The sequence below is a fragment of the Agromyces sp. NPDC058110 genome, from assembly GCF_042884735.1.
GTDB lineage: Bacteria > Actinomycetota > Actinomycetes > Actinomycetales > Microbacteriaceae > Agromyces.
Window position 1 is genome coordinate 230,713 of sequence record NZ_JBHVTI010000005.1, and the last position, 18,566, is coordinate 249,278.

General features: G+C 67.7%; 9 protein-coding genes. All 9 read right to left on the reverse strand.

What is annotated here, in order from left to right:
- Positions 1–12: 12 nt before the first annotated feature.
- Genes ACFVS8_RS13820 through drmD form a run of 9 tightly spaced genes read right to left on the reverse strand, consistent with a single transcriptional unit; the run spans position 13 to position 18,565 of the window.
- Positions 13–2,988 carry a DEAD/DEAH box helicase gene (locus ACFVS8_RS13820; protein WP_387063185.1) on the reverse strand — a complete coding sequence of 992 codons (2,976 nt, stop codon included), beginning with the start codon at positions 2,986–2,988 and terminating at the stop codon, positions 13–15.
- Positions 2,989–3,013: 25 nt separating this feature from the next.
- A complete protein-coding gene (locus ACFVS8_RS13825) occupies positions 3,014–3,463 on the reverse strand; it encodes a hypothetical protein (protein WP_387063187.1) in 450 nt (149 codons plus the stop codon).
- 18 nt (positions 3,464–3,481) lie between these two features.
- A complete protein-coding gene (locus tag ACFVS8_RS13830; protein ID WP_387063190.1) occupies positions 3,482–4,372 on the reverse strand; it encodes an HNH endonuclease in 891 nt (296 codons plus the stop codon).
- Positions 4,369–4,788, reverse strand: a complete 420-nt coding sequence (locus ACFVS8_RS13835) for a very short patch repair endonuclease (RefSeq protein WP_387063193.1) — start codon at positions 4,786–4,788, stop codon at positions 4,369–4,371. The genes ACFVS8_RS13830 and ACFVS8_RS13835 overlap by 4 nt, the downstream gene beginning before the upstream one ends.
- Positions 4,781–5,500 (reverse strand): DISARM system phospholipase D-like protein DrmC, encoded by a 720-nt coding sequence (gene drmC, locus ACFVS8_RS13840; protein ID WP_387063196.1) that lies wholly within the window; start codon positions 5,498–5,500, stop codon positions 4,781–4,783. Before drmC ends, ACFVS8_RS13835 begins: the two co-directional genes overlap by 8 nt.
- A 1-nt stretch (position 5,501) precedes the next feature.
- Positions 5,502–7,628 carry a DrmB family protein gene (drmB, locus tag ACFVS8_RS13845; RefSeq protein WP_387063199.1) on the reverse strand — a complete coding sequence of 709 codons (2,127 nt, stop codon included), beginning with the start codon at positions 7,626–7,628 and terminating at the stop codon, positions 5,502–5,504.
- Positions 7,625–11,323 carry a DISARM system helicase DrmA gene (gene drmA, locus ACFVS8_RS13850; protein WP_387063202.1) on the reverse strand — a complete coding sequence of 1,233 codons (3,699 nt, stop codon included), beginning with the start codon at positions 11,321–11,323 and terminating at the stop codon, positions 7,625–7,627. The genes drmB and drmA overlap by 4 nt, the downstream gene beginning before the upstream one ends.
- Positions 11,323–15,354, reverse strand: coding sequence for an Eco57I restriction-modification methylase domain-containing protein (locus ACFVS8_RS13855; RefSeq protein ID WP_387063205.1), 4,032 nt, complete (start codon positions 15,352–15,354; stop codon positions 11,323–11,325). The genes drmA and ACFVS8_RS13855 overlap by 1 nt, the downstream gene beginning before the upstream one ends.
- Positions 15,344–18,565, reverse strand: coding sequence for a DISARM system SNF2-like helicase DrmD (drmD, locus tag ACFVS8_RS13860; RefSeq protein ID WP_387063208.1), 3,222 nt, complete (start codon positions 18,563–18,565; stop codon positions 15,344–15,346). The genes ACFVS8_RS13855 and drmD overlap by 11 nt, the downstream gene beginning before the upstream one ends.
- Between the last annotated feature and the right edge of the window lies 1 nt (position 18,566).

An 18,566-nucleotide genomic window follows, 5' to 3' on the forward strand; every position in this document is an offset into this window, starting at 1 on the left:
AGATGCCGTGCCTCAGCCGGGCAGTACCAGAGCCACAGCCGTGAGACGTGGCGCGATCGGCGACATGGTCAGCTGCAGATCGAGCAGTGAGAGACGGCGCACGCGTCGTTGAGCGAGCTCCTCCGCACGTCGCCGCAGCGTTTCGCCCGAGACGCGGACGTGTCGTCCGATGCTCGCGTTCGAATCGGCATCGGTCGCAGCACGTGCCAGCCGCTCGATCTCGCGGCTCAGGCGATCCACGACGCGTGTGCGGATACGTTCGTATTCGAGCCGCCGCTGGTCGACTACTCGGGCCGTGGCACGAGGGAGTTCGTGCTCGACGATCCAGGACAGTCCTTCGCGTTCTCGCTGGGCCACCCAGCTCGGCGGGGCTCCGGAACCTGATGACGCGGGCACGAGCTCGCGGAACGGCGACGGCCCGGCAGTTCTCACGTAAGACTCGCCCACGAACCAGTATCGGAACTGCTTCGCTACGGTCGCACCTGTCGCGTCTCGGACTTCATCGAGCACACCCATGAGCAGCGCCGGAGCAGACAATGCGGATGATGCGAACGTGGCTCCGCGATCGAGCAGAGGGCCGTAACGCTCGAGCGTCAGTCGCATCGTCGCGTCGAAGAGCGGATGCCCAGGTGCGACGAGATCCGATTGCAGGGCACCACCGCCGACGCTCGCCACATCGAAAGCGACGTGGCTGTAGCGCCGGGCGATCGGTGCTCCAGCGTTTCCTGCACGAATCGATGGAGGCACGTTGAGCGCGATGGGCGATTCGGTTCCGCGGGTCTCGACGGTGCCCCCGGCACGCTGGAATCCGGTGATGAACGCCTCGCGAAGGTCGTCGGGGCTGACCCGATGCTCGCTCGCCCGCTGGACTCCGTCACGGATTTCGGCGACGTCTTCGGGAACGAGCGCTTCGCTCGCGAGCGCCGCTTCATGCAACAGCTCGCGGAGGCCCGCTGAGATGCCGTCGTCGATGACTTGCTGCATTCGCGCGCGGACCGTCGGCTCCTCGCCGTATTGGATGGCTTCGCGGAGGAGTTGCGACAGCTCGAGGTTCCCCAGCGATGTACCGAGCACGTTGAAGATCTCACCGTCGTACGCTGCGCGCTGCTCGGCGATCTTCCTGAGGAGCAGGAGATAGACGTCTCCCTCGCGGGTGCCTTCGGCGACGAGGTTCCAGAGTCGGCAGACCTCGGTCTGTCCGATCCGATGGATTCGGCCGAATCGTTGTTCGATCCGGTTGGGATTCCAGGGAAGGTCGTAATTCACCATCAAGTGCGCGGCTTGCAGGTTCAGCCCTTCGCCGGCTGCATCGGTGGCGACGAGGATCTGCACACCGGGGTCGGTGGTGAACGTCTCAGTGATGCGTTTCCGCTCAGGACGCGGCAGGCCGCCGTGGATGGTCGCGACGCAGCCGGGGCGCTGGATGAGCTCGGTGATACGCCGCTCGAGGTAGTGCAACGTGTCACGATGTTCGGAGAACACGATCAGCTTCCGAGGAGGCCCCGACTCGGCAGTGAGGATCTGGCGCTCGATCACCGCTCGGAGCTCGCGCCACTTCACGTCCTTTCGAGTTTGCAGAACCCCGTGGGCGATACCTTCCAGCCGGAGGAGGTCTGCGATCTCCGTCTCCAGCTCTCTCGCTGTCTGCGCAGACGTCGCCGCATCGGCGAGCTCGCTTTCTTCGGACTCGATTCGCGAGGCGTCGAACTCGTCGGCGACCGCCGACTCATCGCTCACAAGGGCGTCGAAATGGTTCGGAGTCGCTGGCCCGACCCCGGCCAGCAGGTCCCTTCGAACTCGATCGAGTCGTTCGGCTCGCCGCTGCAACGAACGGTGGATCGCCTCGGGGCTGGAAGCGAGGCGGCGCTGCAGCACGGTCAGTGCGAAGCCGACAGTGGACCTTCTTTTGCCATCGAGTCGGTCGGCGAGATTCATGCCGTTGCGAACGTACTCGGTCACCTCGTCGTAGAGGTGCTGCTCGTCGTCGGAAAGACGGTACGAGACGGTCTCTGCGATTCGCTCGGGGAAGAGCGGTCTGCCTTCGAGCGTCAGCAGCTTCTCCTTGACCATTCGGCGCATCAGACCATCAGCGACTCCAGCGAATGCGCGCTTGTCGCCCAGCCCGGCGAAGCGATCTGCGTCGAGCAAGGAGAGGAACGTCTGGAAGTCCTCGTCCTTGCCGTTGTGAGGCGTCGCCGTCATGAGGAGGAGATGCCGCGAATGTTCGCTCAGCAACTGCCCGAGTGCGAATCGCTTCGATACCGTGAGTTCTTCGCCGAACCAGCTGGCGCTCATCCGGTGGGCTTCGTCGACGACGACGAGATCCAGGTCGGCACGCTCCACCTCGGCGAGGAGTGCGGGATTGCGGGCGACTTGATCCATGCGTGCGATGAGCAGAGGTTTGCGATCGAACACCGACCGGGCGGGCACGAGGTCCTCTGCGCCTGCGAGGATCTCGAACTCCAGGCCGAATTTCGAACCGAGCTCGTCCTGCCACTGCTCGACGAGGCCGCCTGGTGCCACGATGAGGCACGTTCGAACGTCTTCGCGCAGAATCAGTTCTTTGATGTAGAGCCCCGCCATGATGGTCTTCCCGGCGCCGGGATCGTCTGCGAGCAGGAATCGGAGGGGCGTCCGGGGGAGCATTTCGCCGTACACGGCGCGGATCTGATGCGGGAGCGGACGCACGTCGCTGGTGGCGATCGCGAGCATCGGGTCCTGCACCGGAGCCAGCACGATGCGCTGTGCCTCTGCCGCGAGGCGGAAGTCATCGGGATCCGCATCGAATGGGCGACCGGTACTCTGATGCCGAGCGACTCGTGCTTCATCCGCGCGGAAGAGCACGACCTGTCCGAGCGCTCCCGAGTCATCGCGGTATGTGACCTCGAGCGCGTTCGCGCCGTGCATCCACGCGGCGAGAATGGTGACCGGGCGCCCTGGGACGATGCCGGTCAGCCGAGCCGGCGCACTGATTTCCTCGAGTCGCATCTCAGCTCCCGTTGATTTCGATGAGTCACAACCCGCGTATGGTCGCGATGAGGGGAGAATACTTCGCCTTGAGTTCTCCATCTCGTCCGTAGCGCTTGAGCGTTTCGAAAGCGCCTTGCGGCGAGTCGTCGAGTATCTGCCCGATTGCGGGCAGCGTGAGCATCGCGTCGATGCCCGACTTCCAGATGCTCCAGGTTGCGCGAGTGATTCGACCGGCCTCGTACATGTCGGCTTCATCCTCGCAGAGCTGAACGTACGCGATCAGCGTGGCCCGATCTCGCTTCCTGAAGGTCGTCGAGTGGCTTCCGAAAGGTTCTCTGCTCCCGAGTCTGTCCATGAGCGTCCAGTACCGCTGGACGTACAAGCTCTCGAAGTCGCGATGACCTTGGCGGGTCATGAGCCAGAGCTGGAATGCGGCGAATCCTCCGCCGAGAATGACGACGACCGCGCTGATCGCGGTCAGCACATCGAGCACGCTCCCCATTCGAGAACCCTAGGCCGCGAACGCGGCGAACCTTTCAGCGAGACTGTCGCGAGAAGGCCACTCGACACGCCGCTTCGGCACCACGAGCTTCCGCCCGTGCATGTCCTGCAGCCCATGCCGCAGCATCGGCCCGTCGATCTCGTCGAGCAGGTCGCGGTCGATCCGTACCTCGTAGTCCGGTGTGATACCGAGCAGGTTGCGGTCGTACGAGGCGTGGTGGATCTTGCAGAGGGCGAGCCCGTTCGTCACCTGCGCGAGACCACCGAGTTCGGTATCGCCGATGATGTGTGCGGCGTCGAGGAGTTCCGCGTGCTTCAGGGAGCACACTGCGCAGGTCGCCTGATAGGCGCGCATGACCCTGGCCCGGAACATCGGCTGGTGCAACCGTTCGCGTACGGCGCGCTCGGCGTACCGACGCTCGTCGCCCGTCATGTTGAGCAGGTCGCCGAAGAGGCGGAATGTTTCGTCGAGCGCGAGGTGCACGCTCCGGAGTTCCGGATCGTCGTGGACGATGTACACCGGGTAGTAGGCGACGAAGTAGCCGCTTCGCACGCCGTGGAAGTACGCGAGCGGCTCGTTGTCCTCGTATGCGCGCCGGAGCTTGACGTTGTCGCCGCCGTCCTTCGATTGGTACGAGTAGCGTACGAGTCCATCCGGCCTGATCTCGTCGTCGTAGCCGTGCGACTTCGAGCTCGTCATCACGGTGAGGGTCGCGTCGAAGTCGCGCGGATTTCTGATGCCACGAGCTGTGTCGAGCAGTGGAATCCGTTCGCCCAGATACGTGTAGCCCTCGAGCTCGTCACGGCTCAGCTCGTACGCACCCGCGCCGAGCTTCTCGTCGAGCCAGCGGAACACGTCCTCCCGGATCGCACGCTGCTCCACCTCGGACCGCATCCTCATCGATTCTCCTTCCCGAGTTCTGCAGCAATCGTGTCGACGACGGTGGTCGGCGCGATGTGTTCCCAGAACCGCAGCACCCGCCACCCCGCTTCATCGAGCCGCCCGTCGGTATCCCGGTCCCGCGCGACGTTCGCCGCCAGCTTCGGCTCCCAGTAGTCCGAGTTCCGCTTCGGCTGCGTCGCGTGCTCGGGGCATCCGTGCCAGAAGCACCCATCGATGAATACCGCGATGCGCGCTCGCGTGAACACGATGTCCGCCCGCCGCCTGAGCCCCGGCACCGGTGGGAAGTCGACCCGATACCGCAGGCCGCGAGCGTGCAGCAGCTTCCGCACCGCCAACTCCGTCGTCGTGTCCCGCCGCTTGTTGGCGAGCATCGACTTCCGCGTGCCTTCCGATGTGGCCCAGGAATCAGGCATCCGGTGCCTTCGGCGGGTCGAGCGGGTACAGGTGACCCTCGGCGTACAGCGCGGCGAATCGCTGGCGGAGAGTCGACGCGAATTCAGGGTCTCGGATGACGACCCCGGTTTCGAGGTTCTTCTCGTGTGCAGCCTCGCTGAGGTTCGCGCTGGTGATGAACGCCACGCGCGAGTCGACGATGACGACCTTCGCGTGCTGGACGCCCCCATCTGGGCCGGGCCGGAATCCGAGGAAGCGGGCACCGGTGAGCTTCTCCTGAACCCAGGCCGCAGTCTTGCCGCCGTTCAGCTTCGGATCGAGGAGGACCGTCGTCTTCACCCCGCGCGCGACGGCCTTCCACAGAGCGGCCAGGTAGAGCGAGGTTGGGCTCGCTGAATAGGTCGAGGCGAAGACGTCCTCGGTCGCCTCGTCGATCAGGTGGGCGAGCGCGGCGGTCGTGTGGTCGCCATCACCGGGGAACGTCGGGCCGCTCCATACCGGCCGCAGGTCGGTCGCGTTCGCTTCGGCCGCGGCGGCGAAGCCGCGCAGAACACCCGCCAGAAGGGAGGCGCCGAGCGACGCGAAGCACTCGGCGAGAAGCGCCTGCGCCGAAGCATCCGACAGCTTCGTCGATGCCTTCAGAACGTTTCCGTCGATCTCCAGACTCGACGCCAGCTTGAGCGCCTGCGATGGCGACACGACGCGTGCCAACTGCTCCAGCGCTCCCGCCACGTCAGCTCACCGCGCCGATCTTCACATCTGCAAGCAGCGGCGCGAGCCCATGCGATCCTTCGTGCAGGTCGAGCACGAACCGTCGGTCGAGGAACCGGTTCGCGCGCTCGCACGACGTCTCCGAGAGGAAGCCGCAGAAGTGGCAAGCCGCCCCGTGCAGGAAGTCCTCCTGGTCCTTCGGCACGCGGTGGGCGCAGATCGGGTCGGACGAGCACCGTTCGGCGCGGTGCAGCGCCTCGTGCATCACTTCTTCGAGCCGCTCGGTGCGGGCTAGGTCGACGAGACCGCCGAGCGTGCCCTCGCTGTCGGGCGAGGTCGTGGTGATGAGGATGCCGGCGGCGGGTGCCCGACCGTCTTCCTCGCGCCACGCGTAGATCCGCTCCGAGAGCGACGCCGAGCCGTAGCCGCTCGACATCGCCATCTCGCGGATGAGCAGGTGCGCCAGCGTGTGCAGCGCCCAGTACCGGGGCGGCGGCATCCGATCTTCGGCGACGAGTTCGGCGGCAGTGCGACTCTGACGGCGAGCGAGGTTGCGCTCGTGTGCGGCGACGTGCGCGGCCCACACGTCGGACTCGAGCACCGATGCCTCCCACGAGGCGACGTCCGACTCGGAGAACCGGATGAACACGCCCTCGCCGCGATCCTCGGTCGCGGGCGCCCACTTGGGCTTGCCCGAGATCGCGATCGGGGCGATGCGCGCCGCGTCGTCGCCGACGCGGTCGAGCGCGTCGATCCGGGTGAAGCCGACGAACGCGTTCGCCTTCCGGATGCGGTCGACCGCGATGACCTCCTGCACGGCCGAGCCGAGCGACGGTGCCACGGGCACCGAGTGCACCTTGAACCCGTTGCGTCGGTCCTCGGCGAGGAACTCGTCGGGGTGCGTCAACGTCGCCCACTCGGGCACGAGCAGATGGTTCGGGTCGTAGCCGACCGGTCCGGCCGCGGTCGGGATCAGCGGCGGCAGGTCCCCCTTCGCGACCTGGATCGCCTCCCAGAGTTGTTCGTCGGTGACGCCGTCGAACTTCGCCACCATGTGCTCGGGTGCGAATTGCCGCCACCCGATCACAGCGGCGAGGGAGGTCAGCTTCGCCAGCTGCCCCGGGGGCAGACCCAGCACCTCATCGACAGCGTCCGCCGGCTTCGGCTCCCTCCGCGACGGCAGCAAGAGCACGCTGATCGTCGCCGGGAACCACTGGTTCGCTGCTCCCAGCAGCATGAGCCGCACCTCGCCCTGGCACGGCTTGTCGGCGGGCGCGAACGTCGGCAGGTGCGGGTGCCGGCCGCGGCACAGCGGGAGGGATGCCTCGCCGCCGGCGCGCGTGATCTCGGCGATGTTGCGCGACGACTCGCACTGCACGCACACGATCGACACCTGCGGTCCGAGGTTCGAGCGCCACTCGCGCATCCGCAACTGCGGGTTCGCGACGCACTCTTTGCGGTTGCCGTCGGCGCCGTGCACCCAGTCGTTGTACGGGAACTCGTCGAGGTGACCGTTGGTGCACGCGATCAGGTAGCGCGCGGGCACGGCGACCCGATCGCGCCCGTCGCCCTTGAAACGGCCCTTGCACTTGCGGTGCACGAACCGCGCCATGTCAGGCCGGTGCTTGCGCGTGTTCTCGAAGTCGAAGACGTTCGCCGAGACCGGCGCGAGCAGGTCGCACCCGGTGCAGCGCAGCCACTGCGGGAAGACGCGCGTCGGGATGCCGATGGGCGTCGTGTCGCCGCCGAGCTCGTCGGGCAGCCACGGCGGCTGGCGCAGCTCGCCGACCTGGCTCCCGAGCTGGCGACGCACCGCCTCGAGCAGTCGCGGCACGAGCACGAGCGGCGGCTCGCCGCCCATGCGCGCGTACGCTTTGTCCCACGCATCGATGCCCTGCGGCATGACTGCGAGGTGCGGCAGGTCGACGGTCGCGCCGATGCCCGAGGTGTAGAGCATCGCGCTCGGCCGGATCGACCCGACGCGCGCCCGGTTCTTCGGCTTCTGCGCGGTCTCGAGGAACGGGTCGGCGACATCGCCGGCCACCCCGACGGATGCCTCGACAGCGCCGTCAGCGGCAACGCCCGCGTCAGCGGCAGCCCCGGCAGCAGCATGGAGCACGGATGCCTCGGGCGTCGTCTCGTCGGTCACTTCGCGTCCTTCTTCGGGGTGAACGTCCACTTCGGCGTCGCAGTGCCGACCGGCTCGGCGAGCTTGCCGGGGAACGGCGAGACGAGCAGGTCGATCTCGGGCTGCACCTCGCGCATCGAGTTGGCGACCTGGAAGATGCGGTCGCCCTCCTCGCCGATCGTGTCCTCGGGGCTCACGAGCAGCGGCGTGACGAACTGCTTCGGCAGCGTTTTGCGCGCGTAGGTGAGCGCACCGCCCTGCGCGTCGCTGCGTTCGGTCCACTCGTCGAGCCGGAACACGAGCTTGCTCTTCGCGAGTGCAGCGGTGTGGTCGTCACCCGCCTGCGCGACACGAGCCGCGAGCTTGGAGACGAGTGCATCGAGCGCCGGCCGACGCTGCACCACTCGCCCCGCCCCGGTGGTCGTATCCGGCGAGAGCGAGGCATCCGTCGTCGCCGCGTCGATCACGCGCGCCGCCGACACGATGAGTCCGGTCAGGCCGCGCTCCATGGATGCCTCGGAGAACGGCGTCACCGACAGCGCCTCGACGTTCGCGTAGAACGTGTCGTGGTAGTGCTCGAACTGCTCGTAGTGCGCCATGTCGCGCGGGCGCGATCGGTTCGCGAGTGTGACGACGAGACCCGGTTTGGATGCCTCGCGGCCGACGCGCGACGACGCCTGGATGTACTCCGCGGTGTTCTTCGGTTGCCCGACGATGAGCATGAGTCCGAGGCGGGGCACGTCGACGCCGACCTGGAGCATGGAGGTCGCGAGGACGACGTCGAACGGCAGTTCGCGGTCGGGCAGCTTCTCGCCGGCCCGGTACTTCGCTGCGATCTCGGCGCGACCAAGTTTCGAGTCGAGCGCCGGATCGAACGGTGACGCGAGGTGCGTGAGCGTGCGGCCGATCTCCGACGACGAGATGCGCGAGGTGAGCTCGCCGAGCCGCAGCGGCGTGCGCCGACGCGGGTACCCGGTCGACTTGTCTGGATTGCTCACGCGGGTCGTGACGTCGTCTTCGAGGTACCGCCGCATGCCCGCGAGCTCGCGGGTGGCCGAGAAGTAGTCGACGAGCGTGAGGTACGGTTCGGCCGCGGCGCCGTGCGTGTCGAGCAGCTTCTGCCCGGCGAGCAGCAGGATCTCGCTGAGCCGGATCTCGGCGAGCGTGAGCCGCGCGCCGTGCAGGCACACGCCGAGGTAGAGACGCCCGGGTTCGTCGGCGAGCGGTACCTCTTTCGAGAAGAACGTGTCGCTCACGGTGAGCACCTGCGGCGGGAACACCTCGACGTCGCGCGCGTAGAGCTTCTGTACCTGGTCGCCGGCGCGGCGCACGGTCGCGGTGGACGCGATCACGAGCGGCTTCACCGGCAGAGCGGATGCCTCGTCGCCGAGCTCCCAGCTCGAGAGCACGTCGATCGCGCCCTCGAAGAGCCCGACCGCGGTGCCGAGCGCACCGGTGATGAGATGCAGCTCGTCCTGGATGACGAGGTCGGGCGGGCGGAGCCGGCCGACGGCCGTCACCTGCGTCGGCGGGTAGGCGCGCCCGTTCTTCTTCGACGCGTTGTGGTGCTCGGCGCCGCACACGCTCGCGTCGGTGTCGGCGTGCTTGTAGCCGTGCCGCGGGCAGTACTTCGAGACGTAGCCGAACAGGCTCGCGGCTTCGCCCTCGCGCGCGAGACGGGCGAACTTGTCGACAGTAGCGAGCAGGAAGGTCGGCGGATGCCGGTAGATCTCGTCGTCGACCGTGAGCACCGGCAGGCCCTCGACCGCCGAGCCGCCGGCGGCGAACGGACAGCCGGCGCGCCGGTCGCCGCAGTACACGCGGACGCGCTTCTCGACGTCGTCGGCCTCGACGTTGCTCTTGCCGTTGATCGCGGTGCCGCACCACGGGCAGTGGTCGAACTGCAGCACCGACAGCCCGTAGGCCGCGGTGCCCTCGCTCTCGCGAACGTCCTTCACCTGCTCGGCGGCCTCGGCGAACCGCTTCGGGCTGACACTCGAACCCACCCAGAGACCGATGCGGAACGGTACCGACCCCCACGTCGCGGGGTCTTCGCGGCGCACGAGCTCGGCCGCGCAGAGCAGCGTCGTCGCACGGATGAACTGCTGCGACGTGAGTAGCCGCAGCGTGTAGCGCATGAGCACCGCGACGCCGTCGCCGCCGTCGAGCAGGCCCTCGGGCGTTTGCACCTTGCCCTGCAGGCGACGGATGCCGAACGTGAACGCCGCGAGCCCGAGGTACGCCTCGGTCTTGCCACCACCGGTCGGGAAGAACAGGAGTTCTGCCCGCGGGAAGTCGGACGAGCGCCGCTTGTGCGTCGGGTCGACGACCGACGGCAGCTGCATGAGGATGAACGCGAGCTGGAACGCACGCCACGACGCGGCCTTGTCTCCCCGGGCATCGACCACGTCGACCGCCTCGGCGATCTTGAGGGACGGCTGCTCGATGCGCAGCGCGGCGACCTGCGAGCGCAGACGCTGGTCGCGCATGGTGCGGTTCATGAACCAGAAGGCCTTGCACGCCTGCTCGCTCTCGGTCAGCAGTTCGAGACCCTCGCCGAGCCGCTTCAGCGCGGCGCGACCGTCGGCGATGCCGATCTCGCCCTCGACGCGCAGGTGCTCGGGCAGCGTCGCGTTCGCGGTCTCCTGATCGTCGAGCCAGGTGGAGTACGCGTTGACGATCGGCTGTAAGCCGGCGACAAGTTCGTCGGCGGACGCCTCCATGAGCGCGCGCATGCTCAGCACCGCGCCGGGCACTTCCGGCGCGCGGGTCTGCGGCACCTCGGCGGTCGGCAGCCAGGTGGTGCGCACCGCGGTGGCGCGGCGCGGGTCGACGGCGGAGACGTCCCAGGTCGCGGAGGCCGTGCGGCCGACTGCGAATTCGAGGCGGTCGCGGTAGAGCAGGTCGAGTCGACGCACCTCGGGGTCGCGGGACTTGCGGTCGTGCTCGATCGCGTCGCGCGTCGGCAGAAATACCGCGGATGTTTCGTCGGGGGCAGTGACCTCGAGTTCGGCCTGGAACAGCCAGAGTTTCGGCGGCAGCTCGCGACCGGTGACGACCTCGTTCATCAGTGCGGCCTCGACGACGCGACGACCCTCGTGGTCGAAGACCTCGACCGAGATCGCGACGTCGTCGCCGAGGTCGGCGCGGTGCGATCCGCCGTTCGGAATGGCGGCGAGGTCGAGCTCGACCGGCACCTCGAACGGCGTGCGGTCGTAGTAGGTCTGGATCTTATTGGTGTCGGGATCCGTCTCGCGACGGGCGGCGTACCGACCCCAGCGGGCTGTGAAGCGGAGCCCAGTCGTGTCGGCCGCGACCTGGAACCGCAGCCCCATCGACGACGGCGCGATGATCTTGGACTCCGGTCCGCGATCCTCGTCGGGTTCGGTGGGGGAGGCCTCGCCGGCGGACTCGTCTTCGCCGACCGGCACGCCCTGCACCTCGTGGGCGTCGGTGAGGTCGACGACGGCGAGCGTCTCGTCGTTGCGGACGTCTTCGAGCGTGGTCGGCTTCGGCGTCGCGCTGGTGGTGCCTGACTCGGCGCCTTCGAGCAGCGAGATCGGGGCGAGCGCTCCCGAGAGGTAGCGGGCACGCGGGGTGCCGACGATCTCCTCGGTCGGGCCGTCCCACGGGCCGACGAGGTCGCGTCCGAGCAGGTCGAGCAGCTCGTCGCGCACCCGCTTGGAAGTGACGGTGGGCGCTTCTGCGTCGGCCATCAGAACATCGCTCCTTCGGGCTTCTCGGATTCCTCGAGGCTCTTGCCGGGCTTCGCCTTCTTCGGGTTCAGGTGCGCCTCGATCGCCGCCCGCCGGTGGTTCTCCTCCAGCAACCGGTCGAGGATCTCGACGCGGGCTGCCGGGCTCACCGTCCACCGCTCCATCTGCCGGTAGGTGTGGAAGCCATGATCGAGCGGAATGTCGGTCCACCCGTACGCCTCCATCACCGCCACGTCGATCTGCACGTGGATCGACCGGATGAGATCGACGTCGGCATCGCTCTCCACGTCGGGCGAGTTCACGAGGTTGTACAGCGCGGTAAGGCCAAGCTGGCGGCGCAGCATGATCCCGCGGCGGTCGCCGTCGAGCTGCTCGCCGAGCTCGCGCATGCGCTCGGTGCCATTGGGCCGTGGCAGCGTCTCGTACACATCGGACGGTGTGTAGCGGACAGTGTTGTGCCCGAGCGTCGATCCATACATGATCGCCCACAGCTGGTGGATTGACGATGACAGGAACGCGAACTCGCTCGCCGAGTCCGTTGAGAACACACCAAGGGCATGGCTGAAGACCTGATCGGCTCGAACTCGCACCGCCATGACGTGCTTGCTGTGGAGGACGATCACCGTAACGAACTGAAGACTCCGGATGGATGCGTAGAGCCGGGCACGAGGTCGCCAGTACTGCCACCACAGGTCGACCATTTGCGGGTACTTGGTTCGATCCTTTTGCATTCGCTCTGGGTGCACATGATGCTCAACATGGCGCCATGCACCTGGAAACCGCCGAGCTTCGGATTCGGTTCGCTCGCCGAAGTTGACGATCCACCGTGTTGCGGACGTATCAGGTGTCGCATTGAGGTCATCGCCGTTGAGAAACGGCTCAATGACCTCGGCGCTCGTTGGATCAGCACGGAGGACTTGCGCTCGCATGTCATCTGACATTGCGAACCCGGTACCCATTGGGAAGCTCCCGATATACGCGATATCCCGATTGTCATTGAGGCGTGCAGGGATGCCTTCGGTCCGGCCCTCTGCCTCCAGGAGCGACGAGATCTTTGGGACACGCTCGTCGTCGGCGACCGGGCGGATCGTCGCCGGCACCGCTCTGCAAGTCGCCCACACGGCGGCGTACTCAAGATTCGCGCTTGCTGATGGCCACGGTCTGCTTTGAACTGCGCGATAAGCATGCCACCCGCGTTGCAGCAGGCGTTGCAGAGCGACTTCACGCGTGTCACCCTGAGCGATTGTGTTGGTTGCTATCAGCCCGAACGATCCAGACGCCCGGGACAGCGCGGCGGCTCGAAGGACGAAATACGCCACGAGATCTGCGTGCCCCACCTGCCCATCGGCAAGCGCGCTCACGAGCCAGGAACGCATAGCCTCCCCAGTCGCAGAGCTAATCTTCTTTCCGCCGAGGAACGGTGGATTCCCGATGATCGCATCGAAGCCACCGTGGTCGTGGATGACGTCGGGCGCTTCGAGGATCCAGTGCAGCGGCTTCCAGCGCGCTTCGCCTGTGTCGACCTTCGGCTGGAGTCCCGCGGCGATGATCGTCGCGAGCCGTCGGAGGTCGCCAGCGGATCCATCCTCCGGATACGCGTCGCGGAGCGCCTCCGCGAGCTCGTCGTAGCGCTCCTCGAGCTTGCGACCGGGCTTGCCGCCTTCGAGCAGCCCTGCGGCGATGATGCCGTCGGCGACGTCGCGGAGTTTCGCCGTGACCTCCCGCGACTGGGCGAGCAGGGCGCGCTTGGCGCGGGTCGAGCGCATACGGTCGGCGTCATCGACCTGTCCGGAGGCGAGTTCGCGGCGGAGCCGCGCGGCATCCTCGAGGTCTTTGTCGACGTCGAACGCGGCGAGCTGCCGCTTCATCGACTCCTGGGGGTAGATGTGCTGGGCCTTCAGTTGCGCCTCGGTCGTGACGCCGAGCAGCGAGTTCCCGTGGAAGACGCGGTCGTCGACGAACGAGAACGGCTTGCCGGGGTCCATCGAGATGAGCCAGAGCGAGAGCTTGCACATCTCCACCGCCATGCCGTTGATGTCGGCGCCGTAGAGGCAGCGGGCGACGATCTCGCGCACGGCCCAGCGCTTCAGGTCGGACTCGGCGCTGACGTCCATGCCCTCCTTCGCGCGTGCCTCGAGGAGCCGGTCGGCGAGGTACCGGGCGGCGGCGACGAGGAAGGCGCCGGATCCGGCGGCGATGTCGGCGACCTTGAGATCGAGGATCTCGGCCGACGACTTCAGCACCCACTCGTCGGAGTTCTCGGTGTCGAGCGGCCCGGGCGAGTAGACGAGCGGCTCGAGGGCGTGCAGCACGACCTCCTCGGCGAGCGAGCGCGGTGTGTAGTGCGTGCCGGTGTTCGCGCGCTGCGACGACTCGGTCATGACGAGTCCCCCGGCGGGCACGACGTAGGGGAACCCGCGCAGGTCGTCGCGGATGAGCGCGTGGAACGGCTCGAGGCGCGCGGCGAGCTCGTCGTCGCCGAGCAGCGCGTGCCGCAGACGCGTGCGGGCGTCGGCCGAGGCATCCGCATCGATCGTGCCGTATGCCTTCGCGATCTGGCCTGCGGTGCGGGCCTTCGCGTGCTCCTGCGTCTTCTTCAGGTGGGCGACCAGCTTGTCGCCGAAGAGCTTCGGGCTCGAGGCATTCGCTGCGAGCTGTTCAAGCTGGTCCAGCGCGATCTCGGGCTCGAAGCCGGCCTTGCCGTGCAGGCCGACCGTCACCTCGGTGACGTACGCGGCCGAGTAGCCGAGCAGACCCTCGTAGACGTAGCCGATCTGCTCGACGTCGAGATCGCGGAACGAGAGCTGCATCGCGCCGTCTTCGATGGTCTGCACGGCGCGGAGCACCGCGAGCATCGCCCGGTCGGTGAGCCGCACTTGCAGTCGGCCCTGCGCATCCGTCGCCTGCAGCCACGGGAAGCGGTCGGGGTCGAAGAGCGAGCCGCCGTAGGCGGGCATGCGCGCGTCGGGGTACGAGACGCCGTTGAACACCGCGTTGCTCGCGGCGAGCAGGCGGTGCCAGGCCTCCCACGAGTGGTCGAGCACCTCGGGGGAGCCAGCCTCGGTCGCTTCGTCTTGCAGGCGCGTGCGCAGGTCGGCGATCGCGTACGACGAGCGGTAGAGGTCGTGCTCGGGGAGGAGTCCGCGCTCCTCGGCGAAAAGCAGGAAGACGATGCGCATGAGCATCGTGACCGCGCCCTCGTAGACGAGCTTCGGGTCATCCGGCAGCGGCGAGGCGTCGCCCTGGGTGAGTGAGCGCAGGTGCGTGTCGGACATCGACTGCAGCACGAGCTCGACCGCGCGGCGCACCTGGTCGCCGAGCGCCTCGGTGATCTGCTCGGCGCTTGCGACGCTTTCGGTGAAGAGCAGGGGCAGGCGCTTCTCGGGCTGACCGCCGGCGATCGAACTGAAGCTCGCAAGCGAGATGAAGGCGTCCCGGTAGGACCGCTCGACAGTCCAGAGTTCGGCGTCCCATACGCCACTCGCTGTCGTGACGTCCTTCTCAGCCGACACGAGCGCCCACCATTGGCCGTCGGTCACCAGGCCGATCGATACGCCGGTCTCACGGAGTAGGACTGCCATACGGTCGATCGCGTTCGCGGACCAGCCGTCGGTGCCGACCGCACGCAGGTTTTGGGCACGATCGACGACGGTGACGATCGCCGCTGGCGCGGCGCCGTCGCCGTCGAGGACGGCGAACGGTTCGACCGCAACCGTGCCATTCGGCGAGCTCGCCTGGAGACCGGCGGACTGGAGTCGCACATCGTCGGACCAATCGAGAAGCGACCGCAAGACGAACTCGACCCACCGGTCGCGCGCCGTGTCGAACACATCGGCCTCGGTCGACCATGCACTCGTCCACCGGGCGTATTCGTCGCGGAACGCGTCCCGCTTCTCGTCGTCGAAGACCAGCTCCAGCCCGTTGGGATAGAACGACTTCAATGCCGCTTTCGACAGGAACGGGCCATCGGCGTCGATCAGCGACAGCCACTCCCACTCGGGAGTCGTGGGCTTGCGGGTCCTAGCGGCCACCGGCGGCCTCCAGCTTCTCGACGTCTTCGGGGGTCAGGGCGAACACGAGCGCGGCCACGAACGTGTGGGCCTGCACATCGCGGTAGCGGCGCTCGATCGACTCGCGCTCGGCGCGCTGCTCGTCGTCGAGCACCGCGAGTCGGGTGCGCACGCGCTGGAGGTCCTTCTCGCGCTGTTGCTTCTCCTCGGCGAGTTGGAAGAGCATGCCTTCGCCTTCTCGCTGTGCCTTGGCAGCGCTGTCGAGGGTGCTCTGTAGCGTGCCGCGGAAGCGGTCGAAGATCTGGTCGACGGCAGCGAGGTCGGCTTGGCGCCGCGTCTGAAGGCTCTCCTCGACCTCGAGCCGGCGGCGTTCGGCGCGACGATCGATCGCGGCTGCGACGCGGGCGCGCATGCCCTCGGGGTGCGTCGCATCCGAGTTCCAGTGAGAGACGATCCGCCCGAGCGCTCCCGGGCCGGGAAGCGAGATGCGAGACCCGTCGAGAGCGGTCACGAGCAGGTCTTCGGCCTTCTCGATGCCGAGCTCCCGGCGCTGGTTGAACCGCGTACCGGCGAGGAAGATCTCCTCGTGAAGGCGAACGCCACCTTCGCCGACGAGCACGAGTCGCGCGACGCCGGCAGCGAACGACTGATCGAGGTCGTCTACGACGACCGCGCTGACGCCGCGAATCTGGTCGGTCCGCGTCCAAACTTGGCCGCGCAGCTCGCGAGCAGCGCGTTGGATCAGCGGGTGACCGAGGTGGGCGTAAACGACGTCGGACTGCTGTCGAGCGCGCTCTTCGTCGAAGGTGATCGGGCGGCGTACATCCCGGCGCAGTCGGGTCTCGAGCCCGGACTTCTGCAGTACGTGCTGCCAGCTGCGCGAGAGATTGCGTGGCACCTCGAAGACGCGGGATTCGTCGCGCGGGTCATCCACCTCGATGAGTTGCGGCTGCCCGGAGACGCGGAGACCCTCCTCGAACACGCGAAGCAAGTTGCCCTCATGAAGGTGCATGCGGTCGCGCGAACCCCCGAGGCGCTCGGCCAGACGCGTGAGGTCGGCCCGCTGCTTCTGTTCGGCGTTCAGCACGCGGTTGATGACCTGCTCACCGGCATCCGACTGCACCTTGCGAACCGGGCCACCGCCGAAGCCGAGCTCGCGCTGGAGATCGGGAGCGATGATCTCGTTGGCCGAGACGCCGTCGTGCTCGGAGTTCGCGATCTTGCTCGCCAGGCGGGCGAGCAGATCAGTGTCCTTCGCGTAGGCGCGGTCGCGCGACTTGTCGGCGCGCGGATGCCAGACGAGCGGGGTGTGCTTCTGGCCGAAGCGGTCGATGCGGCCGATGCGCTGCTCGAGCCGGTTCGGGTTGAACGGGATGTCGAAGCTCACGAGGCGATGACAGTAGTTCTGCAGGTCGATGCCCTCGCCCGCGGCATCCGTCGCCAGCAGAATGCGCACCGGCTCGTCCTTCGGCGGCGCGGTGAAGCGCGCGCGGATCTCCTCGCGGGTCTCGGCGTCGGTGGAGCCGTCGATGATCGCGAGGCGCTCGCCGCCCCATCCGCGAGACTCGATCACGTCGCGCAGCCACTCGAGCGTCGACACGTACTCGGTGAAGATGACGATGCGCTCGTCGCCCCAGCCGAGACCGGGAATCATGAGCTCGCCGTCGATGAGGCGGAGCAGTGCGTCGAGTTTCGAATCCGGGCGGCCCTCGTAGCGGTTGCCCCACGCGATGAGGCGGTCGAGGTCGTGCTTGTCGTCGTCGGTGAGGGCAACCTGTGCTCGCTTCGCGGTGCGCAGCGCCTCGAGCTCGGGCTGCTCGAGGCGACCCTCCTCCTCGTCGGCCGCTTCATCGCCGAGCACGTCGTCGTAGTCGGGGAGCTGGAGGTCGTCGTCGCCGCGGGCCGCGAGGTAGGCCTCGGCCGTGCTCGCGAACGCGACCGGCGAGGAGAAGAACCGCTTCTTGAGGATCAGCGTCGCGAGGTCGGAGGCGCGCTTGCCGCGCTCCTGCTTCACCGCCTGATTGCGGCGGCGGGTGAACGCGATCAGGCGGTCGTAGGCGTCGGCTTCGTCGTCGGTCGGCTCGAACACGAGCGACTTCACCTCGCGGAGCATGAAGTCCTGCCCGCCCTCGCCGCGCGGCAGGTCGCGCTTGAGGCGGCGCACGGCGACCTGCTTCAGCGCCTCCTCGTCGAGGTCGGCGCCGCGCGCGAACCGCTGCGGGTCGATCATCTCGAGCAGGGCGGTGAACGACTCGGAGTAGCCGTTGTGCGGGGTCGCGCTGAGGAACAGGCGGTGCTCGCAGAGCTCGGCGAGCCGGCGAACTGCGATGGTGCGCTGGCTGTCGATCGCGTAGCGGGGCGTGTCGTTGCCGCCGCTGCCTCGGCTCGGGGTCGCCGGTGCGACGTGGTGCGCCTCGTCGACCACGAGGATGTCGAACGCGCGCCGGTCGGCGGTCTTCTGGTCTTTCACGCTCGCGTAGACCTCTTCGAGCATGCGCTCGGCCCGCGGCGACGGCAGCCACGACATCGACACGATCACCCGCGGGTAGACCTTGAACGGGTTCGCGTGCACGCCGAACGTGCGGCGGAACGTCTTCATCGTCTCGGAGTTGACGATCTCGAAGTGCAGGCCGAACTTGTCGCGCAGCTCCTCCTGCCACTTGATGACGAGGCCCGCGGGGCACACGACGATGACCGATCGGGCGCGGTGGCGGAGCAGGAGCTCCTGGATGACGAGGCCCGCCTCGATCGTCTTGCCCAGGCCGACATCGTCGGCGAGCAGCATGTTCGCGCGCGGGGCGTCGATCGCCCGACGCAGCGGCTCGAGCTGGTAGGCCTCGACGGACGCGCTGCTTCGGAACGGCGCCTGCAGCGTCTTCGGGTCGGCGCTCGTGAGCGCCCCCCAACGGAGCGCGTCGACGTAGGCGGCGAAGGTCTTCGGGTCGTCGAACTGGTCGGCGCGGATCGTCTCCGGCAGGCCCTGCTCGCGCACCACGCTGCGACCGGGCTCGAGCTCCCACACGACCGTGAGCTCGCGGCCGTAGTGCTCCTCCTCGACCGACTGCAGGGTGATCGCGTGCTGGAGCTCGGCGAAGCCGTCATCGGCGCTGCTCCGCGGGAGCGACTGCGCCGAGACATCCGTCACCGACCAGCGAGCGCCGCGCACGTTGACGAGGTTGCCGACTTCAGGGACCTCGAGGGTCGCAGTCGAGGTCGTGTCGGTCGCTTCCATG

What these genes read in the sequence shown, in the direction of transcription:
- ACFVS8_RS13820 (WP_387063185.1), bottom strand. Translation starts at nt 2,988, where the DNA reads ATGCGACTCGAGGAAATCAGTGCGCCGGCTCGGCTGACCGGCATCGTC.
- ACFVS8_RS13830 (WP_387063190.1), bottom strand. Translation starts at nt 4,372, where the DNA reads ATGAGGATGCGGTCCGAGGTGGAGCAGCGTGCGATCCGGGAGGACGTG.
- ACFVS8_RS13835 (WP_387063193.1), bottom strand. Translation starts at nt 4,788, where the DNA reads ATGCCTGATTCCTGGGCCACATCGGAAGGCACGCGGAAGTCGATGCTC.
- drmA (WP_387063202.1), bottom strand. Translation starts at nt 11,323, where the DNA reads ATGGCCGACGCAGAAGCGCCCACCGTCACTTCCAAGCGGGTGCGCGAC.
- drmD (WP_387063208.1), bottom strand. Translation starts at nt 18,565, where the DNA reads ATGGAAGCGACCGACACGACCTCGACTGCGACCCTCGAGGTCCCTGAA.